The following is a 21904-nucleotide window of genomic DNA, read 5'->3' on the forward strand; positions in this document are numbered from 1 at the left end:
GCCCGAAGCGGGCCTTTCGGGGCCGGAGCGGGAATGGCGACAAAGTCCCAAGCCCAGCCGATTCGGGTGGAGCGGGCGGCGATGGCTGATCGGTATGTTTTGAGGCTTCGGCGCCTTACGGCGCCGTCTCCATTCTTAAATCCGTGGTGAAGCCGCCCGAGGTATCCACCCTGTGCGTCACCTCTGAAATCAGCCATGTCGTCCCGTCGATCTCCCGCTTGTAGCCGGTGACGGCGACGCGGGCTTCGGGGAAGGCATCGGGACGGCCGAGCGCCAGGCGTATATCAAAGGTGGCCGGCGCGCGTTTCAGGCGGGCGTTCTCGGCTGTTGCTGCCCGGCGGGCCGAGGCTTCGTCCGGGTAGACCTTGCGCAGCTTCTTCGCGCCGTCTGCCGTGCCGGCGGTGACCGTCTTGCGCTTTGCGCCCTTGCGATCGTGCCACTGCGCGGTGACGCCTTGCTGGCCGTCTCGCTTCTGGCGCTGCCAGCGGTGGCCGTCTCCGCTGCGGCGGGTGATGGTGAGCGTGGGCAGGGCCTGTCCACCGCTGGTCTGGCCGGCGCCCTTCGGGGCGAAGATCAGATGCTTGTCCTTGATCGTGGCCACCGCATCATTCTCGCGGCCGAGGCGGCGCAGGAAGGCGACGTCGCTTTCCCGGCTCTGGCTGATCGAGGGCAGCGCGATCGCGGCGAGTGCCGGCGAGATCCGCGCGGTGAGGCCATTGCGCCCGGCAACATCGCGCAGCACGGCGCCCAGTGTGGTATCCTTCCAGCTATGCGCGCGGCGGTTGCGGATCTCGCTGGTGAAGTCGGCCGCGCGGGCCTTGATCGTGATCTGGTCCGGCGGGCCGCTGTGGCCAACGTCATCCACCTTGAAACTGCCCTTGTCGATCAGGCCCACGGTGACGTCCTTGCCCTGTTTCCAGCCCAGCTGGAGTTTCAGCACGGCGCCCTCGGGCGGGATGGCCAGCAGGCCGTCCGTGTCGGTCAGCACGATGTCCAGTTGGTCGGCCTCGTCCCCCCGCTTTTCGGAGAGGGAGAGCGAGACAAGGCGCGGGCGCATCCGGTCGGACAGGTCCACGCCATCAAGCGTCACGCGCCAGTCTGCGATGTTGTTGGCCGCCGCACTCATGCCGAGGCATCCGTGTCCTTGGCATCGGCCGGATCGTCCACGCGCAGGAGGTCGATCGCGAAGTCGATGCGCAGCGGCGTGCCATCGGGCAGGAAGGCCGCGTGGCGCTCGTCCAGCGCGGTGATGACGTAGTTGCCAAAGACGGTGCCGTTGCCGCTGACCAGTGGAAGCGCGTCGCCGGCGTTGCCCATGGTGCGCAGATCGTCCAGCGAGACGCGGCCATCCGCGATCTCGGCATAGACCGATCCGGACATGCTTACGGTTTCGTCTCCGGGGCCGATGAACTGCGTGGCGTCGCGCGCGCCGATGCGGCCGGCGCGGGCATGGCGCCAGTCCGTTTTGCGCTGGAGTTCGTCGTGGGCGAGCGTGCCGATCTCGAACAGGAACATGCCGAGGGCGATCAGGTGCATGATGGCGATCCTTATTCGTCGTCGCCGAAGCCGCGCCCGCGCTTCTCGCGCTCGATATCCTCGATCGCCTTGCGGACCTGATCGGCAATATCCTGCGCCTGCGCGCCGCCGGTGACGTCAATCTTGATGGTGTAGTGGTTGACCTGCACGGGCGCGGCAGCACCGGCGCTGGCGCCTTGGGCAGCAGCGGGGCTGGCCGCCGCAAGGGCAACGCCGCCGGCGCCGACGGCAAGCGCCTGCGTCATCTGGCCCGACAGGTCTGTGATGCGCCGCAGCGGTCCGCCGGTGTTGTTCGCGAGGCCCTGATCGAGCCCAGCCATGACGAAGCCGCCTAGATCCGCGAACACGCGCGAGGGCGAGTGAATGCCCAGCTTCGCCTTGAACCAGTCCGAAACCGCGCTTGCCGTGCTGACGATCGTGTTCTTGAGCGCGCCCAGCATGCCGGTGACGCCATTGATCAGGCCTTGGATCAGGTTCCGGCCGATCTCGGTGAAGTTGAGCGAGCGCAGGTAGCCGAGGGCCGGGGCAAAGGCCTGCATCAACAGGCCGAGGGGCGTGAAGTTCAGGAAGGCCTCGACCAAGAAGGAAAAGGCGCTGCTGACGGCGTTCTTGATGCCTTCCCACAGACTGCCGAACCATGCGGCGATGGCGTCCCAGTTCGAATAGATCAGATACGCAGCTGCCGCGACGGCGGCGATGGCGGCCACGATCGCGACGACCCACCCCAGCAGAACGCCCACCGTAATGCCCATCAATGTGGCCAGCGGCGCGGCGGCGGCGGTGACCGCTGCAAATGCCAGGGCAAGGCCGCCCAGCACAATGAGCAAGCCCGAGCCCACGCCGAGAAACAGCATGATGCCCTTGGCAACCGTGGGATACTGCTGTGCCCAGCCACGCACGGCGCCGGCGGCGGCGGACACCTTCCGGGAGATAGCCACGACAGTGGGCAGGAGAGCCTGCCCCAACTTGATGTTCAGCCCATTGACGGCGTTGGCCGCCAGTCCGGTCGCGCCCTCGGTGGTGGCGATACGGTTGAGGAACTCGCCGTGCATGGACCCGGCGGTCTTGCCCGCATCGCCGACCAGCGCGAGGCGTTGGCGCAGGCCATCAAGGTTGGTGAGCATCGGGGCGATGGCCGCGACGCTTTCCGAGCCGAACAGCTGGGTGAGGATCCCGGACTGCTGATCGGGGCTCAGCTTGCCGATCCGCTCCATCACATCGACGATCGCGCCGGCCGCATCCTTCTGCATGCGCTTGCCGACGTCGGTCGCCTGAAGCCCCAGTGCTTCGAAGGCCTTCTGCTGGCTCTTGGTCGCCGCTTCGCCCTTGGTCAGCGCCAGCATCGTGTTCTTGATGCCGGTGGCGGCAACCTCGCTGGGCACGCCAATGGAATCGAGCGTCGAGCCCAGCGCGGCGATCTGCGGCGCGGCAAGGCCGGCCACTTTGCCAAGAGGGCCGATGCGGGTGATGATGTCGGTGACGTTGGCCGCCTTGCCGCCAAAGGTATTGGTGAGCGCGTTGACCTTGTCACCCAGCGAGCGGACGCCTTCCTGCGGTAGTTCGAACGCGGTGCGCCACTTCGCCATCGTCTCGCCGGCGACGTCTGCCGTCATGTCGAAGGCCACGCCCATTTCGGCCGCGTCGTTGGTGAACTCTTCCAGCTGCTTGCGCTGGTCCGGCAGGGCATTGCCGAACTTGTCCATGCCGACACCGGCGGCGCCGGCGGCAGCGGCAATGGTGGCCAGTTCGCTGGCCGCCATCGGGATCTTCTCGCTCATGTCGAGGAAGTCGTCAGACATCTGGGCAATCTGCGGCCCGGTCATGTTGGTGACCTTGGAGACGTCCGCCATGGCGCTTTCGAGGCTCATGGCTTGCTTGGTGGCGTTGACCACGGGCGCGCCCATCGCGGCGCCGCCGGCGATCATGCCGAGGCCCATGCCCGAAGCCTTCGCGCTCACTTCGTTCAGCTTGTCCGAATTGCGCTTGGCCTGATTGACCTTGTCCAGCTGGGCGGTCTGCTGGCGCAGGGCGCGGTTCGCCTCGGCCGTCTTGTCGGCAAGCCGGTTCTCATGGCTGGCCAGCTGGGCAACGTCGATGCCGGCGGCCGAGAGTTTCGAGGCCAGCTGCTGCAGTTCGGCGCCGCCGGCATCCAGCTTGGTGGCCAGCGCTGCGGCCTGCCGTTCGGCCTGCGCAAATTCCTTGCTCAGCTTCTTCGTGGGGTTTTCGGTAGCCTGCAGCTGGGTGCGCAGTTCTGCCATGCGCTGGGTTGCCTGCTGATAGGCGCGGGTATCGTCGCCGAAGCGCGATTCCTTGGCCTTGTAGCTGCCGACCTGCTTTTGCAGGGCATCGAGCCGCTTCAGTTCCTCGCCCGTCTTGGCAAGATCCCGGCGCGCGGCGGACGACGCGCCGGTGATGGACTTGAGGGGCGTGGTGATACGGTCCAGCCCCTCAAGAATGACCTGTAGCCGAAGGTTCTTGTCCGCCATTATCGCTTTCCGGGTTTCTCAGCAGGTTGGGATCGGCGGGCGGCCTTGGCGCGCCAGCCCATGAGTTCGGACAGGTCCATTTCGTCCATGGAGGCGGGCGGCCAGTGGAAGATGACCGCTATGTCCGCCATCGCGTCGTCTACCGATCGAGGGCATCCGTGCGCTGCGACTTCTGCAGCAAAAAACCGCCGATCTCCGCGCCGCAGGCGAGCAGGTCTGCCGTTTCCATGTTTGCCACTTCGGGCTCGGAAAGGGTGGGCGCGGAAATACGCGGGATCAGCTTGATCAGGGCGTCCACCTTCAGCTGCCCCAGATCGACCAGCGAGAGGCTGCGCAGTTCGCCCGAGCGGGGTTTGCGCAGCTGGATGGTGGCAACGTCGCCGGTGGGGCGCACGATTGGCGTATCGAGGTTGACGGTGCGGAACTCGGGCACGGCAGGTGCAGGAGCGGGAACGAAGTTGTGCTTGGTCATTGGAATCTCCGGTGGTCAGGGGAAAGGAAAGGGTGGCCCGGCGCGCTGCCGGGCCTGAGGGATCAGAACAGGCCGAGGGCGGCGCGGCGCGCGGCCATGAGGTCCACGCCATCGACGACGAAGATCATATTGAGCGGGTCGATTTCGAGTTCGGTTCGCCCGTTCCAGACCAGCTTGTAGTAAGCGACCTCGGTCACGACTTTGAATTCACCCGCTTCGCCATCCTCGGCATCGCCCATGTCGATTTCCGAATGGCGGCCGCGCACGATCACCTCGATCGTGTCGATGCTGGCGGTGTCTTCCTGCTGGTAGTTGCCGGCGAAACGCAGATAGGTGCCGTCCACCGTGGTGACGCCGTACTGGCGCAGGATATCGCGCATCGGGCCGCCATAGGTGTGCGTCATCGACATGGCTTCCTGCCCCATGTCCATCTTCAGCACACCGCCGCCGACCTTCCAGTCCTCCATCTTGCGGGTGAGAACGGGCAGGGTGATCGACTTGCACTCGCCAAGGTAGGCGAGACCTTCGTTAAACAGCATCTTGTCCTTGAGGACGCGGGGCATACCCATGGCGGGCTCCTATGATCGAGAGGCAGGGGAGGGAGGTTGCGGCCGGGATCAGGCCGTTTCGGCCAGCTGGGCCGAGAAATCGGCGAAGTAGCTGTCCGTGATGCGCTGGTTGAAGCCGAGGTCTTCGAGCGGCGGCGGCACGGTGTAATCGTAGTCGATCCGCAGCTTGCCGGCCTTGAGGCTCTCGGTGCTGTTGTTCGCCTCGTCGTACCAGGCGTTGAAGCCCAGCAGGATGCCCTGCGTTTTCAGCTGGCGGCCGAAGCCGTTCACCGTCTCGATAATGTCCTTGGCCAGCGCGGGCGTCAGCGGCTTGTCGATGGCCCAGAGCATGCCCGCCACAATCGTTTCGGCGATCAGCTGCGCCACGCGCGTGGTGCTTTCGAAAACGAACTGGCTTTCCGCCTCGGCCGTGGTGCGGTTGCCCCAGAAGCGATAGCCGCTGTCGGTGCGGATCAGGGCGGTGACTTCCGAGGCGTTCAGCACGCCTGCCTCGCTCGACTGGTCTTCGATATCCCAGTGAATGTCCTTGGTGAGCCCGACCACGCCTTCGACGGCGACGTTCGACAGCGTCTTGTGCGGGCCGGTCTGGGTGTCGATCAGCGCGCGCAGGCCCATGGCGCGGGCGGCAGCATAGCTGGTGACGTTGGCGCTGGTGTCCGTGTCCCACGCGAGGAAGTCCGGCATCAGCAGCATGAGTTCGCGGGCGCTGAAGTTCGCGCGGTAGGCGGTCGCTTCCACCACGGTTTCGCCCAGCGCGCGGGCATAGGCGAAGCCGCGCAGCTTCTTCGCAACGACGGCAAGCGCGGTGGTCACGGCCTGCGTTTCAAGGCCGGGGGTGCCGAGGATCTTCGGCTTGACCCCCAAATGCGCCTGCGCGGTCAGCAGGGCCTGCATGCCGGTCTTCTGGCCATCGGCGGTGGTGGTGCCGATCACGTTGCTGGCGGTCTCGGCCGCGTCGTCCCCTTCGGCCACGCGGACAACGACCAGCACCGGCCGGGTTTGGTCGGCAATGGCGCGCAGGGCCTTGGCCAGCGTGCCGTCCGTGCCGGCCTTGCCGATCGCGGTTTCGATATCGGTGATCAGCGCCGGGCGATCGAGGGGGAAGGTGGCCGCGTCCGCATCCTCTGCGGTGGCGACAAGGCCGATGATGGAGGTGGAAACGGCGGTCAGCGTGCGGGCGCCGTCGCTGATCTCGGTAATGGTGATGCCGTGTTTGAAGGCCATTGCAGGCTCCTGAGAGGTTGAGGCTAGAGGGGCAGGACGAGGCGGGTGCGGGAGTTGGCGGCGCCGGTGTCGGTGCGCACGCCGTCGAGCGTCAGGGTGGCCGAACCGGCCTCGGCGCCGGCGGCAAGGCTGACCTTCTGCAGCTGCAGGCGATCTTCCCAGCGGGACAGGGCAACGGCCGAGGCCGCGTAGATCCGCAGGATGTTGGACCGCGTCATGGGCAGGTCGATGAGATCGGGGAGCAGCGAGCCATAGTCGCGCAGACCCACGCGGGAGCCGATCGGCGTTCCGAGTATGTCGCCAACCGACTGCGTCAGGTCATCGTCCAGCGCTTCGCCACTGGTGCGGGACATGCCGGTCATGGCACGGGCGCTCCGCTCTGCGCGGTGCCGGCGGCTACGGCGGAATGCTTGTGGCTCTTCAGGCTGATCCCGCCGCCCACCACGTCCTCAGACGCTTCGGCCTTGCCCGCGATCGAGACGTTGCCGTTGATCGTGACATCGGCGTTGATGGTGAGCCCGGCGGGCGCGTCCACGGTGGCCGAGCCGCCGGCGGGCAGGCTGGCGGCAAGCGCATGGGCGCCGTGGTGGTAGCCCACGCTCGCGCCATCGGGGAATGCGATCAGGACAAGATCAGGATCGGAGGAGGGCGGCGGGTTCGCATCGGACCACAGGCCAAGCAGTACGCGGCCATTGTCGATATCGCCTTCGGGGCACAGGACCGTGCATTGCTCGCCGGGGACAGGCGGCGACCAGACGGTGACGCCGCCGGCGCGCGGGGCGAACCACGGCAGGTCGCCGGTGACAAGGTCGCCCAGTTCCACGGTGCAGGTCGCGGCCTCGTAATCCACGGAGGCCACGACACCGTCCTGAAGGAGTTCGCCCGATCGGCGTTCAAGGTCTGCGGAATTCGCCATGGTGCGACCATGGCAAGAGGTTCAGCGGGTTTCGCGGGGCTGCATTTGGTGGGGGCGCTGTCCAAATGCGGGACGCCCCGTGACTATCGGAAGTGCGGGGTGATGGCAGCTTTCAACGATTTCCCGATAATTCTGGCCGTTCCGGACACGCCGACATCGCAGACATTGAGTCAGGCATCGTTGGCCTGTAAATCATCAACACGATGAAAATTCTAATCGATGTACTCGCAGTTGTCCTATTCGCGGTTATCGCCGTTGTTGGTGCTCATTGGCCTGTGTCGACTGACCAACAATCCAACATCATAATCGTCGCAACGGCGGGCGGGGCGATTTGCGGTGGCATACGATATCTGCTCCGTGAGCGTTTCTCAGACGTTTGAGCAACGTCCGCTTCCCCCGACTTTTCGGACATTTGTGGCATCTAAGCCGAGGACCGAAAGCTGCCTTAGGTTCAGACAGCGGATGGCACAACGAACGTCCGCTTCGCGGCGGCCGTCGATGACGACTGAATGGCAGAAAAGTCGGGGAGAGCGGACATTGTAGATGGATTTGTACGCATCGCTGTCTTAGCCAGTTCGCATGTCCAGCCTTGAACAAGCAATCGAAGACGTCACCGCGGCGATAAATGCTCACGCGGAAGGGCGAGAGGCACCATTTTCATTAGCCTTCCTTTCTAGCGTGCTGGTCGAATTGAAGAAGATGAAAGCATCTTCCGAATACGTCCCTTCATATCCGCGCTTTCTTCTTGACTGGGAGGCCTCGGCGCAGCCCCTTGGCAAGGGCTTGCTAGCGGTCGCATACCAACGTGATAAATTGGTCAAGAGGTCACGCTGAACGGCCATAAAGTTGGCGTGTTCGGAACGGCAGGTATCAGATTAAAACTCTAAAAATCCGCCATTCCGCCTCCGAGGCAGCGATTGCTATCGCTGACGTTTCGCCGTCTGAACCGCTATCATCATCAGATCTGCGGCAATCTCTTTGCCGAAGGTATTGACTGTGATCGGCCCGGTGTTCGGAACGCTTACATCAAAGAGGATTTCTCCTTCGTCTGATAGGACCTCTAGGCGAATGCCATCGAAGGCAACGTCCGATGCCCACTGATACCCAACGGTGCGATGTTCGTGCGTCAGCGTTCCCATCCCGAACGTTTATCTCGCTAAAGCCACGACCGCTATGTCGGCGTGTCCGGAATGACAGCATATCGCGAAAAAATCGTGATAGCTGCCACTCCGAGCGCGGGATCGGCGGCTTATCCGTCGTTCGCCGCCAGCGGGAAGTTGCTGATCAGCACCTCCCGCGCCGGCCGGGACTTTGCCCCGATCTGGTAGGTCGTATCGATCGGCATGATCATGAACCGGCCGAACGTCTCGCGCACGCCCTCGTTGTCGTTGAGGGACATGAGGAACTTGCCCTTTATGCTGGCCAGCTGGTCGGCAAGCGCGGCGAAGTCGGCGCGGGTGAAGACGTCGGGGCCGTAGTCCTTCTCGCAGGCCCAATAGGGCGGATCGAGGTAGAACAGGGCGCCGTCCCGGTCATACCGGCGGATGAAATCCGCATAGGGCAGGCGCTCGATCGTAACCGACTGCAGGCGGTCATGGATATCGGCCAGCATCGGTTCGATCTTGCCGACGTCGAAGCGCGAAGGGGCGTCAGCGCGCACGCCGAAGTTGCGGCCGGAAACCTTGCCGCCGAATGCCTGGCGCTGGATGTAGAGGAAACGCACGGCGCGTTGCAGGTCGGTCAGGCGATCGGGATCCTGCCCCAGCAACCGCTCGAACTCGGCGCGGCTTGAGACGCGGAAGCGCAGCATATCGACAAGGTAAGGGTAGTGTTCGGCAAGGCAGCGGAACAGGCCCACCACATCGCCCGAGATATCGTTGATCGCCTCTGCCTTCGGCCGCCGCGTGCGGCGCAGGAAGATGCCGCCCATGCCCACGAAAGGTTCCGCATAGCTGCTGTGCGGGGTGCGATCAATGATGGCGCAGATGCGCTTGGAAAGGTTGCGTTTTCCGCCGATGTATCCGGCCGGGGGAGAAACGGGGCGAGTGAGAACAAAAGGGGTAGACATGATAGTTTTCCTGCACGATGTCCCTTCCGCGCCTGAGACGCGGAAGGGTATTCGAAGGGACAGGCGTGCTGCCCTGAGAGTGCGAGTGCAGGCTCGCTGGTTTCGAGATGCGGGAACATCCGAAGCCCCCTTCCGTAGAGGGCAATGGCGGCGCCGGGAAGGTGCCGCCGCATTTCATCATCAATCAGGCGTAGCGGCCGACATTGTCGGCATAGAAGCGCGAGACAAACTCGGCTTCGGACAGGTGCCCGGCGCTGAGGTCTTCGAAGGTGAACATGCCGACCTCGGCATTGCACGACTGGTTGTAGCCGTTGACGTGACCGACGCGGGGCGTTGCGACCGGCACCGGCAGAACGCCATCGGTCAGCGCCGCTGTCTGGGTGCCGATCAGCACGCCGTTCTTGTAGCCACGCACAGTCAGCTTTCCGGCCGAGACGGACCCGACCCACAGGATGCAGGCGACTTCATCGTTGGCGACGGTGACGGTGACCGAGGAAACGGAGCACTGGCCGGTGTAGCTGGTGCCGCCGTTTGCCTGCGCGCGCTGGATGACCCACTGGCAGTTCGCGACTTGCGTGTTGGTGAGGAAGCCCGCGATAGGCGAATAGAGGTTGGCGTCGCCCGAGTTGTCGCGGCTCTTGATCCATGCGCCGAAGGCAAACAGCGTTGCGCCGGCGGCCAGCTTGGCAGCGTCAGGCAGCGCGACATACTGGCCGGTGGCGGCGGTGAACTTCAGGCCTGCGCCGTTGACCAGCACAGCGGCCGGCGTCGTCATCGGGCAGTTCGCGGCGGCATCCGTCAGGTCTTTGAAGCTGGACCCAACGGCCATCTGCGAGGGCACGGCGCCCGTTTCCGCGAGGCCGTAAGTCTGGGGATCGAGGAAGTCGAGACAGACCCTGCTGCCTGCCGAAAGGTGGCTCTTCCTGTAGATCTTGGGCACCGACGTGTCGGCGTGGGTATAGTCGGTGGTCTGCACCTGGAACACGGGGCGTCTCCTTAAACGATGGTGGCTTGGCGGAATTCGAGGCCGATCTGCGCCCACACGCCGTATCCGGCGGTGTTGAGGTGGACCTTGTCGTCCGTGGCGATGGCATCGCCGGCGACATGCGCTGCGGGCGTGGTGCCGGCGTATCCGCGCGTGACGGTCAGCTGGTTGCCGGAGCGACCGACCAGCGCCATCTTTTCGGTGCCGATGATCAGCAGCGCATTGTCGTGGATTCTGGCGCCGTCCGTCACCGTCAGCACGGTGGCGCTGTCGTTCACGTCTGCCGACAGGGTGGTGACGTTGGCCGAGGTCGAACGCAGCGAGTGCGGCGGATAGTCGTTCTCATGCGCGTGGACATCGAGCGACAGGGTGGGATCGTAGCTGGCCACCAGACGCTCGCGCAGGTCGCGGCCCTGACTGTCCACGACGAAGTGGTTCGGGTACTTCTGGCGCCGGTCGTAGTTGAGATCGCGCACGATCTCCCAGTTCGCACCGCCCGCGTATTCGCCGCTGTAATTCCCATTGATGACCGCGAAGAGCATGATGCGCTTCACCATCGGGCGGTAGAAGGCGATCATGTCATCCTGATTGGCCTTCACCGTGGCCGGATCATCGTAGTTGTTGCGGCCGGGGGCGCACCACAATTCGTTGCCGGTGATGGCCGCGCGGTTGTCCGGAATGAACAGGGTTTCCGGGCCGCACTTGATGGCGGTGGTCCCGGCGTCCGAGGTGAAGGTGTAGGCGGTAACGCCGCTGGTCGTCGTTCCCGTCAGCGTGCCGTGGATGCTGGCGCCGAAGCCGACGATCACGCCCTTTTCGGTCTGCACGCCGTTGGAGGGATACCAGAGCAGATCGTTGGACACCGCCGTGATGGTGGTGACGCCGCCGTTGCCGGTGATCGCGCCGCCGCTGGCCGTCACGAAAGTGAGCGTCGTGCCCACCCGGCCGCCGATGTGATGCGACTTACGCCCGCCATAGCCGTAGATAGAGGCCGAGAAGCCGCCGCCGATCAGCGCGGCAAGCTGGGTGGCCCAAGCCGTGCCGCCGGTGCCGGCCGTGAGACTGTCGCCCAGCGCGCAGGCGGTCAGCGAGACGGGGGCGAGTAGCGGCGGAATGTAGGTTGCAGGCGGCGTGGTCGCGCCGCTGCCGATCTCGTCCACGAAGGCGAGGCGCTTCTTGCCTGCCCAGACCGTACCGTCCCGGCGCACGCCCAGCAGCAGACGACGGGCGCTATCGGTCAGCGCCACCGGCCAGCCCGAGCGGGCATAGCCGGTCAGGTTGGTGACGTTGGCGGGCAGTTCCTCGGCACGTGCCAGGCGCTTGCCCCCGGCATAGGCCTGACCATCCCGGCGCACGCCGAACAACAGGCGGCGCGCGCTGTCGGTGATAGCCACGGGCCAGCCTGCGCGGCTGTACGTGGCAAGCGGGCTGGTTGCGGTGGGCAGGTCGCTTTTCGTCGCGATCTGCTTGCCCGCAAGGTAGCCGGTGCCATCGCGGCGAATGCCGAACAGCAGGCGCCGGGCGCTATCGACGAACGAAACGGGCCATCCGGCGCGCTGGTAGCCGGTGGGCTGGAACTGCGGATAGAGGTTCCAGCGGGCCCACGTGCCGTTCGCCGCGTCGGCCAGCTGGTAGACGGTGCCGGTGTCGCGTTCGTTCACCAGCATGCCGGCGGCGCGGAACTGCGCGCCAAGGGCGGTACGGGCAGCAGCGTTCGCCACGGACTGATAGCCCCCGGCCAGCATGTCCGAGACTTTGCGGGTGCCGTCGAAGTCGAGATAGACCGAGACATTCGGGATTTGGCTGAGTTTAGGCACGGATCAAAATCCCACGGCGATGTAACAGGTGAGGTCGGCCTCATCGTCGGCGTTGAAGACCGAGAAGCCTTCCGCAGTGATCGATGAGCCGATGACGGCAGGGGTGTTGTCCTGCGATCCGGTGCCGAGGTTCGTCACACCGCTGACCACAGCCGAAAAGCAGGCGTTGGGGAATTTCTCGGCGAACAGCACGGGCGTGGTGGCATTCGCAGCCGCGCTGAAACGGCCCCATGCCATCTGGAACCCAAAGAAGCGGATGAAGCCGTTCTGCTGCAGCAGCATCGTGATCGGGCCGAGGCGGCGCGGCGTGACCACTTTGTCAGTCGCGGTGCCGGCGGTGATTTCTGCCGCAGTCGCCTCGGTGACGGTGATGGTGCGATCTGCCGACAGGTCGCCGCCGCCGCTGGCCAGTCCGCCGCCGACGATCTTGCGGCCGGTGAGCGTCGCAATCGCATCCGTCATCGACGTGACGGCGGCGCCGATCGTGGTGTTAATGGTGCCGGCAAGCGCGGCGAGGCGGGTTTTCAGCTTGAGCGGGGAGACGATGCGGGTGTCGTCGGCCCCGGTGTCCACCTCGTCCTGCGTGGCGATCTCGGCAACGCCTTTCACCGTCTCGCTGGCGGGCGGCATCAGGAAGCTGGTGTCGCCGAACTCGATGCTTCCCGCCACGCTGCCGACAAAGGCGATGTCGAGCGCCATGACGAAGAACGACATGGTCAGCTTCTGAAAGATCGCGGTGTCCTGCCCGTAAGCGGCGAACAGGGTGCCGTCTTCCAGATAGAGGCCAACGCCGCGGACTTCGTAAGTGTCCTCGCTACTGTCCTGCGCGGTCATGTGGATGACGTTGGCGCTGACAGATTCGCCCGAGACCGCGTCGATGCGCTTGAACTCGCCGGGCAGGGCGGTGAGCGTGGGGGCCATGACGAACGGGGATGCGGTGATACCCACTGACGTGACCTTGATCGCGTCGGTGCTGCCGCTCTGGGCGTTGACCAGAACGTCGAGCCCGGCGTTGGTCACCATGATCTGAATGGGGTCCATAGAATTCAAAGCTCCAGAAGCTGGCCATCGTCGAACTGGATCGGCTCGCCATCTTCGGTCTGGATGAAGAGCGCCCAGCTGGGATCGAGCGCGGAAGCGGTGTCGGCCGTGCTATCGAGGCGGATCACGCCGCCCATCTGGGTGCCGGACACCAGCCATGCGTTGGCTTCGGCAAAGAGGCGGAACACCAGTTGCATGTGCGCGCGGACGGGTTTGACCGTGGTAATGTCGCGCACCAGCTGGGCGATCAGCGCTTCGTCATAGGCAATGCTGGTGTCAGCGATCAGGGGCAGGTCGAGCCGGAAGGTAAAGGGCTCCATGGTGTCCTGATCGTCGAACCATTCGACGAGGGTGATCAGCGGATCGACACGGTCAATCACGGTGCGCACGGCGGCCGGCGTGCCTTTGAGGCGGTGCGAGGCAATGGCACCCGCCACGGCTTCACGCTTGGTTGCTTCCGGCCAGTCGGCATCCCAGACATCGACGGAAAAGCCCCAGGCGAGCCACGGCAGCAGTTCGATCGGGCAATCGTGCGGGGACCAGACTGCGCGCACCAGTTCCGGCAGATCAAGCATGGAGGCTGCGACCTGTTCCAGCGCTTTTTCGAGCGTCGTCGAACCGGGGGGAAGGATGGTCGGATAGGTCATTCGCCGTTGCCCGCGAAGCGTGCCGTCACGCCCGTGCAATAGGGCGCCTGCTGGCGGCTGATGGGAATGTCAGCGGCGGGGGAGCGCAGCAGGACGTTCTGCGCGCCTTCGGCGAGCGCGGCGCGGTGCAGCGCGGCAATGGTGATATCGCGGCCGAGGCGGTGGCTGTCCGCGACATAGGCATCGACTTGCGCCTTGGAGGTGGCGAACACGACATCGCGATCGGGGCCGCTGTAGGCGGTCAGGTCGTAATCGACGGCATACTCGACGATCTCGGCCGACTGCACGGTAACAAGGTCGGTGAGCGGACGGCGGGTGGCGGCCGACAGGTAGGATTCGACCGTGTCCAGCACCGCCTGCGGCGCGGCGCCGTTGCCGGTACGCGAAAGCACGGTGACGAGGACTTGGCCGGGGGAAGGGCTGGTGGCGGTCGCGTCGAGAACGTCAGAATCGGCTGACAGCGTGTGGAAGATATAGGCGCCTTCCGGCCCGGCGACGGAATAGCCCTCGGGCGCCAGCACAACGCGGCGGCGCAGGTCCGTGTCGCTTTCCATGACGGCGGCGGTGCCGGTATCTTCGTCTGCCGGCGTGATCGTCAGGCGGGTAACCCCGAAGTTCGCGGCCACGTTGTCGAGATCATTGCCGGTGGCGCTGGCGACCATGACGGCGCGAACCGCCTCGTTGATGCGCTGGCGCATCAGCTGGGCGAAGTAGGAGAAGGCCTGCAGGAGTTTGGTGGCCGGATCGCTGTTGCGCGCCGCGAAGGTCAGGCCGCTTTCGGCCATATATTCGCGCATCTTCGCGATGGCGTCCGCGAGGATCGTCTCGAAATCGAGTTCCTCTACGGCGTCCGACGCGGCGAGACGGGACAGGTCAACAGCGGTGTAGGATGCATCGGCCATGCCGCCCATGTCGCGGAGGCGAGGGGGCGGGCGCTATCCCCCGGCATTTGGCTGGGCGGCAGGCCAAATGGATTATCGCTGCTAAAGGTCAAGGACTGACATTCGTGGACCGATACCGCTCGCCCGCTTTATGCGCCAATCGGGCTGGATTTGCCAAACGACTGGACGGATGCCGAGTAAGCGTTGCCGGAGCCTTCAATGCCAGTCGCTGCCGATGCCGGATGACATTGCAATTGCTTCAGAATTTGCGGTTTGTGACGCTCTCCGGATAACATTTCCCGCTGAAAATGAAGCGAAAGAGCAGATTTCCCTGACTGTTGAAAGTGTCAGCTTGATGCTCGATTGTTCCCGCAAGGCGGTCAATTGTCGTTCGGTTCGGGGCCAGCGGGTAGATGTTATCTGCAAAGACAATGCTTTCGGCGGTGTAACTCAGCGTGCAATTCTGGCCAGTGTTGCAAATCGGTTGGCGAACGCCATTAGCGACAAGCCATACCCGACGGGTTGCGTCATCAAATATGTAATGGCGTATGGAGGTCTGCTGTTGGGCATTTAGCGTGTCGTTCAACTTCGCGCTGTTGGTGTATGCACGTGACTTCAGCATGTCGCAGCGGACTCGAACTTCTTTGCCGATCGCTGCGCATGGCGAAATTAAGGTCGCAATTGCGGCGATCGCGTAAACCGCTGATTTCATAGCTGCCTCCATAATTGGATGCTGGCATACGTCAGAAGGGAAAAAGATCAATTAACTTCCTGAACTTCGGTGTCCGAGGCGTGATGCTACATTGCTTTTTCGCTCCAATGTTACTGCATGATGGTAACTTCGTTTTGAGCCAAGTGCCGTCGTTCAAGGGCCCGAACAAGATGGTCCGTGACCGCTTCAAACCCTGCTATCTTGGGACATTTGCGCGAGCAGGGCGTCCAGTAGTCGCTCGCGATCTGCAGCCGTAGCCCCAAGCAATTGGCGCTGCGGATAGGCAACTGCCTTTGCGCGTAGGGATGGCTTGTCCCGCAAGCCGAACTGGTGAACCTCAGCGATCTGCGAAACTTTCCCGGTGAAGCCCACCCAAATGCCCTGATCATCAACGCCGGAACGCAGGAAGCGCGAACTGGCGAGGCGGCGGAACATGGCCTTGCGGCGCAGGCTTCCCTGCCGGCGCAGGCTGCTGCCGGTGGTGTTGCGGTGTTCTTCCGGGACGGGGAGCCACTTCACGATCTTGTCGAATTCGAACGTGCGGATATCGCCGGCCTCGATATCGAAGCCGGTGAGCATGCGGCCGGTGCCCCATGTGAAGCTTTTCATGATCACGCGGCGCGGCTCGCCGCTGCCGTGGGCCGGGTAGAGGAAACATGCGGCGCCCCGGCTCTGGACGGGCGGTGCCTTTTGCTTGCGCGGTTCGAACGCGGCGCCGGCGGGATCGCGCTGGGCGGCAATGCGCCTACGCTGACTGGCGGCAAGGTCGCGCGCCATGCGGTGCATCAGCGCGCGGCGCGGGCCGGGCTCAAGGCCGCGCAGGATGGCGCCGGCAATGCGCTCCAGTTCCCCCAGATCGTCCATCAGTCCGTGCCGCCCAGCATCAGCGTTTCATCACCGACGATCGCGTCGCTGAAGGTCGCGGTGACGCCGGCAAAGGTATCGGTAAAATCGGGTTCGGGCAGCGTGGTGATATCGTAGCCGCTGCCGTCCGCGCGCAGGTTCACCAGCACGCTTTCGGTCAGGTCGATCGAGAATTCCACGTCGGCCGTCTCTGCGTCGAGCAGCTGCGCTTCGAAGCCGAAAGGCTGGCTGTCCGATTTGCGCAGCAGGGCCGGCTGTTCGCGCTGGATCCACGCCAGCAGGGGCACGATGATGTCATTGGCATCGCCCGCGTAGTCCATGAAGAGTGCCTTCACGGTGTAGCCATAGGCGAACGACAGCGTGGCAGAGCGGCGCGCGTTCACGGTGCCGCTCTCGATGTAGATCTGCAGCTTGTCCGGGTGGACTTTCAGGTACGGGATATAGGCGGTGAGCCAGCGGCGCAGCCTATCGGCCTTCTGCATCGGTGCCTCCCATAGCGGTGCGGACTTGTGCCTGGAGTTCGATCAGCGTCGCGCGGATCTGGCCGGCGACGTCATAGAGCGCGGTCAGGCTGTTATGGGCGTCGGCGCCGTCCATGGTGCCGACGCTACTGCGCTGCACCTTTGGCAGTTGCGCCGGCGCCACCAGCAGCGCTGGCGACACCCGCGCCGTTCGCGACGTCGGCTGCACGGTCGAGCAGGCTGACGCCATCAGCATCAACGCAGACATTGCGATAGACCGGGCGTTCAACGACCTTCTGGCTTTCATGGTAGATTTCCCTGACGTTGGCCTGCCGGGTGTATTCGGCGGCCTGACTGCGCTCTGTGGAGGCGTCGATCTGGCCCTGTAGCTTGGCGCGCACCGCTTCGGCGGCATCGTCCGCGCGCTTCTGGGCGGCCTGTTCTTGCGCGGCGCCGACGTGCGTGCCGTAGAAGAAACCGCCAATGCCGGCGACGCACGAAGCGAGCGCACCGGCAAGAGCGATATGGGTCAGACCGAACTGGGTCAGGCCCAGCGTCACACCCAACCTGCCTTGATGAGTGCCGACTGGATGCGATCGGCATAGCTGGCGATGTCATCGGCCCGATCGGTGCCGTTGATGATGCGGCGGGCCATGATGAATTCGGAATGGGTGCCGGTGGGGCTGACATAGTCGGCCAGCTTGCGGCCGGTGAAGGCGCCTGCTTCCATGCCCATGATCAGGATCCGCACCGAGATATCGGCTTCAAGCGCGCGATCGAAGTTCTTGAGCAGGGTGCTGCCGAGGCCAAGGGCCTTGTCCGCCCACTCGTAATTGCGATCCCACGTCAGCTGGACAAGGCCGCGCCCGTATTGCGACTGGCCGTATTTGCCGGCGGCGGCATAAGGCTTGCCCTTGCCGAGCCCCCATTCGCGCTGGGGCTTGAAGCGGGCTTCGTGCCACGCGGTGGCGAGGGCGTAGGCCATCCAGCCCGCCGGCCAGATAGCGCCGGCGACGAGGATGGCGTTGACGATGTTGACCTGCGCCTGCGTCAGCGAGCCGGTGACGCTGCGCAGGGCGGCGAAAAAGGCATCGGGCGAGGTAAGCGCGCGGCGGCGCAGTGAAGGGCTGGCTTTGGTGGCCATGGCGATCAGTCCTTTTTCGGGAGGAAGCGGTCTGCGAGGCGACCGGGAAGGCTGGTGAGCGCATCGATCACCGCCCTGGAGACGCGCGGGGTGGCGTCAAAGGCGAGCAGGGCGATGGCAAAGGCGATCGACTGGGCGACAAAGCCGTTCCAGTCCGTCACGGCGACGATCGCGAGCGTGGCGTAATAGCTGACCGTGGAGCCCACTGCCCACTGCAGGAAGCGCTGGCGCCATGGCAGGCCGGGCTTCCATGCCTGCGCGACGGCCGAGCCGATCAGCGAGGGCGTGAGCGAGCCGACGAATTCAGCCGTGGTTTCAAGGATGCTGCGAAAGTCCGACATTCAAAGGCTCCAGAGTTGGACGAGGGGCAGCACTTGCGCGGTGCCGGCATCGGCCGAGGCCGGGACGATCACGACGGTGCCGAGGGGGAGGATGGGGCCGAGATCAGCCAGGCCGGGGTTCGCGTCGAGAACGCGCGCCAGATCGGCAATGCCAAGCCCGGCATCGCGCCAGAGCAAGAGGTCCAGCTTGTCGCCGGCCTTCGCGGTAAGGCGCTGCTGTGCGGCCATCAGATCAGGTCGACCGTAGTGCGCGGCTTGCCGAGGATATCGCGCACCGCGTGCATGGCATCGCGGCGCAGATCGCCGATCGAGGCGGTGAGATCCTCGCCCTGCGCGTTGCCGGCGGCCGTCGTGTCAAAGTCGCGGTGGCGTTCGACCAGTTCGGCCTTGGCGTAGAGGGCGACCGCACGCTGATAGCGGATCAGCTGCACGCTCTGGCCATCCAGCTGTTCGGCCGGGACACTGGCCAGCGTGGCATAGCCGCCTACCTTGCGGGCGGCGGCATAGGCGGCAAGGTCGTTGCCCACGGTCATGATCGCACCGAGGATCGCCGCGCGCAGCCGCGCCGGCGTGATGCTGGTCGGGATCCGGGCCTCTTCGCGCACGGCAGCGGGATCGACGTCGGGGAAGAAGCCGTCGTTGATGACGGCCTGTTCCGTCGACGGCGACTGTTCGATCTCGGTAGAGGGCGGTAGCGATACGAAAGACATGAGGGTCTCCGCGCACCCCGCCGGCTAACAGGGGTGGGGACCGGGGCAGATGGCGGCCCTGCGGCCCGAAGGCCTCCCGCATCGCGCGATCCGCCCCTGAGCGCCGGGGGCGAGCTTGTCAGGCGGCAGGGCCGCCGGGTTCGGTGGTCTGGGCGGTTTCGGCTGCGGTCACGGCGGAAAGCAGCTTGTCGGCGCGCTTGATGCGATCCTTCACGCCGATGCGGTCATTGAGGCGCTGGGCATCGCGCAGCGTGGCAATGGTGGCTTCCAGCGCGGCCTTGCTTTCATCGGCGGGCAGTTCCTCGGCCGCGCGCAGCTGCTCGATGCCGATCGCCTTCACCAGCTTGGCGCGGACTTCGTCATGGAGATCGAGGTGGGCGGTGAGATCATCGACACGTTCGAGGATATCGAGCGGAAAAGGATGGCCGAGGTTGTGGGCCTTATGGGCCGCATTGCCGATATTCTCGACCACTACGGTGGCCGCGTCGCGCTTGTAGCGCGCGGGCATGGCGACCTGATGGCGGAAGATGAAGGGGACAAGGTCGAGCGCCTGGCCGAATTCGCCGACGTCGATCAGCCAGACCATGCAGGTTGGCAGGACTTCGGCGGCAACGCCCGCGCCAACGCCGGCATCGGCGGCGAGCAGGCCTTCGATCCACGCGGCGTATTCGGGCAGCATTTCGCGCTTCGCCTCGATCTTGCGGTCGATCGAGCGGATGGCCTTGAGGCGGCGCAGGTCATGCGTGAAGCGCAGGACGATCTGCGCGGAGGTACGCTGTTCGGCGGACGTGGCCCGTTCGGGCGCGGCGACGATGGCTTCGGCCGCCGCACGCTCGCGATAGATCATCGCGGGCGTGCGTTCGGCAGTGGTGGCATGGGCAGGCGCGGAAGTGGAGTGCCCGCCCTCAGCGGAGGTGACGACCGGCTTCGGGTCGGCGGTTTGGGCTGCGGCAAGGGCGGCCATGCGCTCCCGGTGGAGACGTGCGGGTGTCATGATGTCGTTCCTGCTCGATGAGGGCGGGCGGCGGCGGAAGGCTTACGCCTTCGGGCCGAGCTGGATGTTTTCGAGGAGGGCGCACTTGCCGTATTCCTCGACCATGAAGGCGTCGTTGATGCTTTCGAAGTTATCGATCTGATCGAGCGACGGGTTGTCCAGAATGGCGCGCCGGGCAGTGCCGATCTGCCAGTAGTAGGACAGGTTCTTGAAGCTGGTGATGAGGATCGAGCCGGTCGGGAAGAACGGCACCTGCACGGTCGGCTTGCCGCCCAGCTGGCGGCTCGACATCAGCACGTCACGCGCGACCTGTTCGGTGGCGGTGTTGCCGGCTTCCTCGATAATCTTGAAATACTTGTCGTGGACGAGATCGCCGCCGACCATCACGACAAGGTCCGTCGCAGTGCGGAAACGTTCGTGGATCAGGTTCTGGATCGCGTCGAACACCAGCGCGTCGAGGTTCGCGTAGTCGGCCGTGCCGTCTGCCGACACGTAGATCTTGGCGGTGTCCTTCGTGCCGTGGGCCATGACGCGGCTTGCGGCATAGTTGCGGATCTTGTGCAGCCAGCCATAGTTGACGTCCTGCAGCAGCGGGAAGGCATCGCGGTCGGTTTCCACGGCAGCGTCCACGCCGTTGAAGCCGATGCACATGATGTCCTCTGCCTTCTGCGCCAGCACCGCGTCACGGCACAGCTGCTGGAACTCGGGCATGTGCGCCCATGCATCGAGCAGTTCGTAGGACCACGCGTAGTCGTAGTCGGTCTTCTTGCAGAGGTACTGGTCGATCTGGTCGGAGCCGGTGACGTCTCCCGGCGAACGACGGTTGCCGGCGGCGCGGTTGGTGCGGCTTGCCAGCGAGCGGTTCACGCCCACGCCGACGCGGCTGCCCTGCTGGTTGACCACGGGCATGACGTTGATGCGCGACATGAAGTCGCTGATCGTGCGCAGCTTGGCCTGCAGGCGCTGTTCGATGGCGGGCGAGACGTTGAATTCGTCCAGCTTGCCCGGCACCGCCGTGAAGGCGGCGGGCAGGCCGTTCAGCTTCGCGACCTGCGCGACGAAGGCGTGAAGAAGCAGGCGGGTGGAAGTCTGCATGCGAAGGTACTCCGGTGAAAGGCGGGCGTGCGGGGAGGGGCGCGGGGGAGGGGTGGCGGCTGATCAGCAGTCGGTCAGGAACGTGGCGTTGCCGCCGCCGCCGGTGGCCGGGGCGCGGGTGAAGTCCTGCGGCTGTTCCTCGGATTCCAGCTGGGCCTTGAGCTTGGCGAAATCCGCCCGAAGTTCGGCGATTGTGTCGTAGGCAGGCTTGACCGCCAGCACGACCTGTTCGCCCAGCGCAGTGCTGAAGGCGGCAACGTCGAAGCTGTTGTCGTTGGCGGGCGCCTTGGGGGGCGCGGCCTGCTCTTTCGGTTTCTCGGTCTTGAACATGGTTGCGAAGGCAGCAAGGATGCCGGACTTCGCGGCCTCGGCCATGCCGGCAGTGTCAGCTGGCCCATCTTCCATGCCGATGTCTGCCTCGATCGCGGCCGAGAACAGGTTGTCGGGGTGCTGCTTGCGCGCGTCGAACATCGGCTTGAGCGCGGAGAACGACAGCGCTTCGGTGCCGAGCGAGGCGGGATTGTCCGTCACGGCAAGGCCGATCAGCCCGACTTTGCCGGTGCCGCCGAAGTCGGGCGAGATCTCGACCGAGGTGAAGATCTTCTGGCCCTGCTTGTTGATCTTGAGCAGCTGCTCGTTCGGCTCGATCTGGGCGTAGAGGGCGCGGCGGCGCACGGTCTCACCGTCGATCACCAGTTCATCGGTCTGGGCCTTCACGGCGCTGACGCTGCCATAGGCATTGAACGGCGGTTCGGGGCTGAAGCCCTTGATGTGTTCGCAGTTGATGCGCGGGGTGTAGGTGCCCACGTTGAAGGTCGAGACAATGTCCTCGATCCACGAGGCTTCAATCTTGCGGCCATCGCTGGCGGTGAAGCCTTCGACGAAGACGCGGAAAAACTTGCTCTTTGCCATGTTCGGTTCCGGTTCCCTGAGTTGCTCGG

General features: G+C 64.8%; 29 protein-coding genes. 1 reads left to right on the forward strand and 28 read right to left on the reverse strand.

The annotated features are described in order from the left end of the window. Nucleotides 1-115: 115 nt before the first annotated feature. The 9 genes from DM450_RS07090 to DM450_RS07130 all read right to left on the reverse strand — a co-directional run bounded on the left by DM450_RS07090 (nucleotide 116) and on the right by DM450_RS07130 (nucleotide 7203). Nucleotides 116-1126: a contractile injection system protein, VgrG/Pvc8 family gene (locus DM450_RS07090; protein WP_142633664.1), complete on the reverse strand. Its 1011-nt coding sequence runs from the start codon at nucleotides 1124-1126 to the stop codon at nucleotides 116-118. Continuing rightward, nucleotides 1123-1536, reverse strand: coding sequence for a phage tail protein (locus tag DM450_RS07095; protein WP_142633666.1), 414 nt, complete (start codon nucleotides 1534-1536; stop codon nucleotides 1123-1125). The genes DM450_RS07090 and DM450_RS07095 overlap by 4 nt, the downstream gene beginning before the upstream one ends. A gap of 11 nt (nucleotides 1537-1547) precedes the next feature. Then, entirely contained in the window at nucleotides 1548-4022 is a 2475-nt protein-coding gene (locus DM450_RS07100; RefSeq protein ID WP_142633668.1) for a phage tail tape measure protein, read from the reverse strand. Beyond that, nucleotides 4022-4153, reverse strand: a complete 132-nt coding sequence (locus tag DM450_RS07105; protein ID WP_142633670.1) for a GpE family phage tail protein — start codon at nucleotides 4151-4153, stop codon at nucleotides 4022-4024. Before DM450_RS07105 ends, DM450_RS07100 begins: the two co-directional genes overlap by 1 nt. A gap of 8 nt (nucleotides 4154-4161) precedes the next feature. Further along, the gene (locus DM450_RS07110; RefSeq protein WP_142633671.1) at nucleotides 4162-4494 is read right to left on the reverse strand and encodes a phage tail assembly protein; all 333 of its coding nucleotides are present in this window, start codon (nucleotides 4492-4494) and stop codon (nucleotides 4162-4164) included. A gap of 62 nt (nucleotides 4495-4556) precedes the next feature. Further along, a complete protein-coding gene (locus tag DM450_RS07115) occupies nucleotides 4557-5063 on the reverse strand; it encodes a phage major tail tube protein (RefSeq protein ID WP_142633673.1) in 507 nt (168 codons plus the stop codon). 48 nt (nucleotides 5064-5111) lie between these two features. After that, nucleotides 5112-6287 carry a phage tail sheath subtilisin-like domain-containing protein gene (locus DM450_RS07120; protein ID WP_142633675.1) on the reverse strand — a complete coding sequence of 392 codons (1176 nt, stop codon included), beginning with the start codon at nucleotides 6285-6287 and terminating at the stop codon, nucleotides 5112-5114. Nucleotides 6288-6310: 23 nt separating this feature from the next. After that, entirely contained in the window at nucleotides 6311-6649 is a 339-nt protein-coding gene (locus tag DM450_RS07125) for a GPW/gp25 family protein (RefSeq protein ID WP_142633677.1), read from the reverse strand. Further along, the gene (locus DM450_RS07130) at nucleotides 6646-7203 is read right to left on the reverse strand and encodes a phage baseplate assembly protein V (protein ID WP_142633679.1); all 558 of its coding nucleotides are present in this window, start codon (nucleotides 7201-7203) and stop codon (nucleotides 6646-6648) included. Before DM450_RS07130 ends, DM450_RS07125 begins: the two co-directional genes overlap by 4 nt. A 579-nt stretch (nucleotides 7204-7782) precedes the next feature. On the opposite strand from DM450_RS07130, the gene DM450_RS07135 reads away from it, so the two are divergent. Continuing rightward, complete coding sequence (locus DM450_RS07135; RefSeq protein ID WP_142633681.1) at nucleotides 7783-8037, forward strand: hypothetical protein; 255 nt, start codon at nucleotides 7783-7785, stop codon at nucleotides 8035-8037. A gap of 86 nt (nucleotides 8038-8123) precedes the next feature. On the opposite strand, the gene DM450_RS07140 is transcribed toward DM450_RS07135, so the two are convergent. The 19 genes from DM450_RS07140 to DM450_RS07230 all read right to left on the reverse strand — a co-directional run bounded on the left by DM450_RS07140 (nucleotide 8124) and on the right by DM450_RS07230 (nucleotide 21875). After that, nucleotides 8124-8342 (reverse strand): hypothetical protein, encoded by a 219-nt coding sequence (locus DM450_RS07140; protein WP_142633683.1) that lies wholly within the window; start codon nucleotides 8340-8342, stop codon nucleotides 8124-8126. A gap of 110 nt (nucleotides 8343-8452) precedes the next feature. Further along, nucleotides 8453-9271, reverse strand: a complete 819-nt coding sequence (locus DM450_RS07145) for a DNA adenine methylase (RefSeq protein ID WP_142633685.1) — start codon at nucleotides 9269-9271, stop codon at nucleotides 8453-8455. Between the two features lie 184 nt (nucleotides 9272-9455). Beyond that, the gene (locus tag DM450_RS07150; RefSeq protein ID WP_142633687.1) at nucleotides 9456-10256 is read right to left on the reverse strand and encodes a hypothetical protein; all 801 of its coding nucleotides are present in this window, start codon (nucleotides 10254-10256) and stop codon (nucleotides 9456-9458) included. 11 nt (nucleotides 10257-10267) lie between these two features. Beyond that, nucleotides 10268-12073 carry a hypothetical protein gene (locus DM450_RS07155; protein WP_142633689.1) on the reverse strand — a complete coding sequence of 602 codons (1806 nt, stop codon included), beginning with the start codon at nucleotides 12071-12073 and terminating at the stop codon, nucleotides 10268-10270. Nucleotides 12074-12076: 3 nt separating this feature from the next. Then, complete coding sequence (locus tag DM450_RS07160) at nucleotides 12077-13114, reverse strand: hypothetical protein (RefSeq protein WP_142633691.1); 1038 nt, start codon at nucleotides 13112-13114, stop codon at nucleotides 12077-12079. A 5-nt stretch (nucleotides 13115-13119) separates the two neighbouring features. Further along, entirely contained in the window at nucleotides 13120-13761 is a 642-nt protein-coding gene (locus DM450_RS07165) for a phage tail protein I (protein ID WP_142633693.1), read from the reverse strand. Beyond that, on the reverse strand, nucleotides 13758-14663 hold the full coding sequence (locus DM450_RS07170; RefSeq protein WP_142633695.1) for a baseplate J/gp47 family protein: 906 nt from the start codon (nucleotides 14661-14663) through the stop codon (nucleotides 13758-13760). The genes DM450_RS07165 and DM450_RS07170 overlap by 4 nt, the downstream gene beginning before the upstream one ends. Before the next feature lie 238 nt (nucleotides 14664-14901). Then, complete coding sequence (locus DM450_RS07175) at nucleotides 14902-15354, reverse strand: hypothetical protein (RefSeq protein WP_142633697.1); 453 nt, start codon at nucleotides 15352-15354, stop codon at nucleotides 14902-14904. Between the two features lie 186 nt (nucleotides 15355-15540). Further along, on the reverse strand, nucleotides 15541-16218 hold the full coding sequence (locus DM450_RS07180) for a phage virion morphogenesis protein (RefSeq protein ID WP_142633699.1): 678 nt from the start codon (nucleotides 16216-16218) through the stop codon (nucleotides 15541-15543). Then, entirely contained in the window at nucleotides 16218-16700 is a 483-nt protein-coding gene (locus DM450_RS07185; RefSeq protein ID WP_142633701.1) for a phage tail protein, read from the reverse strand. The genes DM450_RS07180 and DM450_RS07185 overlap by 1 nt, the downstream gene beginning before the upstream one ends. Then, the gene (locus DM450_RS07190; RefSeq protein WP_260610280.1) at nucleotides 16684-16839 is read right to left on the reverse strand and encodes a hypothetical protein; all 156 of its coding nucleotides are present in this window, start codon (nucleotides 16837-16839) and stop codon (nucleotides 16684-16686) included. Before DM450_RS07190 ends, DM450_RS07185 begins: the two co-directional genes overlap by 17 nt. Then, nucleotides 16826-17239, reverse strand: coding sequence for a hypothetical protein (locus tag DM450_RS07195; RefSeq protein ID WP_142633705.1), 414 nt, complete (start codon nucleotides 17237-17239; stop codon nucleotides 16826-16828). The genes DM450_RS07190 and DM450_RS07195 overlap by 14 nt, the downstream gene beginning before the upstream one ends. After that, a complete protein-coding gene (locus DM450_RS07200) occupies nucleotides 17236-17823 on the reverse strand; it encodes a hypothetical protein (protein ID WP_142633707.1) in 588 nt (195 codons plus the stop codon). The genes DM450_RS07195 and DM450_RS07200 overlap by 4 nt, the downstream gene beginning before the upstream one ends. A gap of 5 nt (nucleotides 17824-17828) precedes the next feature. After that, entirely contained in the window at nucleotides 17829-18164 is a 336-nt protein-coding gene (locus DM450_RS07205; RefSeq protein ID WP_142633709.1) for a hypothetical protein, read from the reverse strand. Continuing rightward, on the reverse strand, nucleotides 18165-18392 hold the full coding sequence (locus DM450_RS07210; protein ID WP_142633710.1) for a tail protein X: 228 nt from the start codon (nucleotides 18390-18392) through the stop codon (nucleotides 18165-18167). Further along, nucleotides 18392-18874, reverse strand: coding sequence for a head completion/stabilization protein (locus DM450_RS07215; RefSeq protein ID WP_142633712.1), 483 nt, complete (start codon nucleotides 18872-18874; stop codon nucleotides 18392-18394). Before DM450_RS07215 ends, DM450_RS07210 begins: the two co-directional genes overlap by 1 nt. 118 nt (nucleotides 18875-18992) lie before the next feature. Further along, nucleotides 18993-19868, reverse strand: coding sequence for a phage terminase small subunit (gene gpM / locus DM450_RS07220; RefSeq protein WP_142633713.1), 876 nt, complete (start codon nucleotides 19866-19868; stop codon nucleotides 18993-18995). A 42-nt stretch (nucleotides 19869-19910) separates the two neighbouring features. Then, on the reverse strand, nucleotides 19911-20963 hold the full coding sequence (locus tag DM450_RS07225) for a phage major capsid protein, P2 family (RefSeq protein ID WP_142633715.1): 1053 nt from the start codon (nucleotides 20961-20963) through the stop codon (nucleotides 19911-19913). Nucleotides 20964-21026: 63 nt separating this feature from the next. Next, the gene (locus DM450_RS07230) at nucleotides 21027-21875 is read right to left on the reverse strand and encodes a GPO family capsid scaffolding protein (RefSeq protein WP_142633717.1); all 849 of its coding nucleotides are present in this window, start codon (nucleotides 21873-21875) and stop codon (nucleotides 21027-21029) included. Between the last annotated feature and the right edge of the window lie 29 nt (nucleotides 21876-21904).

Source organism: Sphingomonas sp. IC081, from assembly GCF_006874585.1.
GTDB lineage: Bacteria > Pseudomonadota > Alphaproteobacteria > Sphingomonadales > Sphingomonadaceae > Novosphingobium.

Coding starts and splice junctions, on each gene's coding strand:
- DM450_RS07090 (WP_142633664.1), bottom strand. CDS start 1,126: ATGAGTGCGGCGGCCAACAACATCGCAGACTGGCGCGTGACGCTTGAT.
- DM450_RS07095 (WP_142633666.1), bottom strand. CDS start 1,536: ATGCACCTGATCGCCCTCGGCATGTTCCTGTTCGAGATCGGCACGCTC.
- DM450_RS07100 (WP_142633668.1), bottom strand. CDS start 4,022: ATGGCGGACAAGAACCTTCGGCTACAGGTCATTCTTGAGGGGCTGGAC.
- DM450_RS07105 (WP_142633670.1), bottom strand. CDS start 4,153: ATGGCGGACATAGCGGTCATCTTCCACTGGCCGCCCGCCTCCATGGAC.
- DM450_RS07110 (WP_142633671.1), bottom strand. CDS start 4,494: ATGACCAAGCACAACTTCGTTCCCGCTCCTGCACCTGCCGTGCCCGAG.
- DM450_RS07115 (WP_142633673.1), bottom strand. CDS start 5,063: ATGGGTATGCCCCGCGTCCTCAAGGACAAGATGCTGTTTAACGAAGGT.
- DM450_RS07120 (WP_142633675.1), bottom strand. CDS start 6,287: ATGGCCTTCAAACACGGCATCACCATTACCGAGATCAGCGACGGCGCC.
- DM450_RS07125 (WP_142633677.1), bottom strand. CDS start 6,649: ATGACCGGCATGTCCCGCACCAGTGGCGAAGCGCTGGACGATGACCTG.
- DM450_RS07130 (WP_142633679.1), bottom strand. CDS start 7,203: ATGGCGAATTCCGCAGACCTTGAACGCCGATCGGGCGAACTCCTTCAG.
- DM450_RS07135 (WP_142633681.1), top strand. CDS start 7,783: ATGTCCAGCCTTGAACAAGCAATCGAAGACGTCACCGCGGCGATAAAT.
- DM450_RS07140 (WP_142633683.1), bottom strand. CDS start 8,342: ATGGGAACGCTGACGCACGAACATCGCACCGTTGGGTATCAGTGGGCA.
- DM450_RS07145 (WP_142633685.1), bottom strand. CDS start 9,271: ATGTCTACCCCTTTTGTTCTCACTCGCCCCGTTTCTCCCCCGGCCGGA.
- DM450_RS07160 (WP_142633691.1), bottom strand. CDS start 13,114: ATGGACCCCATTCAGATCATGGTGACCAACGCCGGGCTCGACGTTCTG.
- DM450_RS07165 (WP_142633693.1), bottom strand. CDS start 13,761: ATGACCTATCCGACCATCCTTCCCCCCGGTTCGACGACGCTCGAAAAA.
- DM450_RS07170 (WP_142633695.1), bottom strand. CDS start 14,663: ATGGCCGATGCATCCTACACCGCTGTTGACCTGTCCCGTCTCGCCGCG.
- DM450_RS07175 (WP_142633697.1), bottom strand. CDS start 15,354: ATGAAATCAGCGGTTTACGCGATCGCCGCAATTGCGACCTTAATTTCG.
- DM450_RS07180 (WP_142633699.1), bottom strand. CDS start 16,218: ATGGACGATCTGGGGGAACTGGAGCGCATTGCCGGCGCCATCCTGCGC.
- DM450_RS07185 (WP_142633701.1), bottom strand. CDS start 16,700: ATGCAGAAGGCCGATAGGCTGCGCCGCTGGCTCACCGCCTATATCCCG.
- DM450_RS07200 (WP_142633707.1), bottom strand. CDS start 17,823: ATGGCCACCAAAGCCAGCCCTTCACTGCGCCGCCGCGCGCTTACCTCG.
- DM450_RS07205 (WP_142633709.1), bottom strand. CDS start 18,164: ATGTCGGACTTTCGCAGCATCCTTGAAACCACGGCTGAATTCGTCGGC.
- DM450_RS07210 (WP_142633710.1), bottom strand. CDS start 18,392: ATGGCCGCACAGCAGCGCCTTACCGCGAAGGCCGGCGACAAGCTGGAC.
- DM450_RS07215 (WP_142633712.1), bottom strand. CDS start 18,874: ATGTCTTTCGTATCGCTACCGCCCTCTACCGAGATCGAACAGTCGCCG.
- gpM (WP_142633713.1), bottom strand. CDS start 19,868: ATGACACCCGCACGTCTCCACCGGGAGCGCATGGCCGCCCTTGCCGCA.
- DM450_RS07225 (WP_142633715.1), bottom strand. CDS start 20,963: ATGCAGACTTCCACCCGCCTGCTTCTTCACGCCTTCGTCGCGCAGGTC.
- DM450_RS07230 (WP_142633717.1), bottom strand. CDS start 21,875: ATGGCAAAGAGCAAGTTTTTCCGCGTCTTCGTCGAAGGCTTCACCGCC.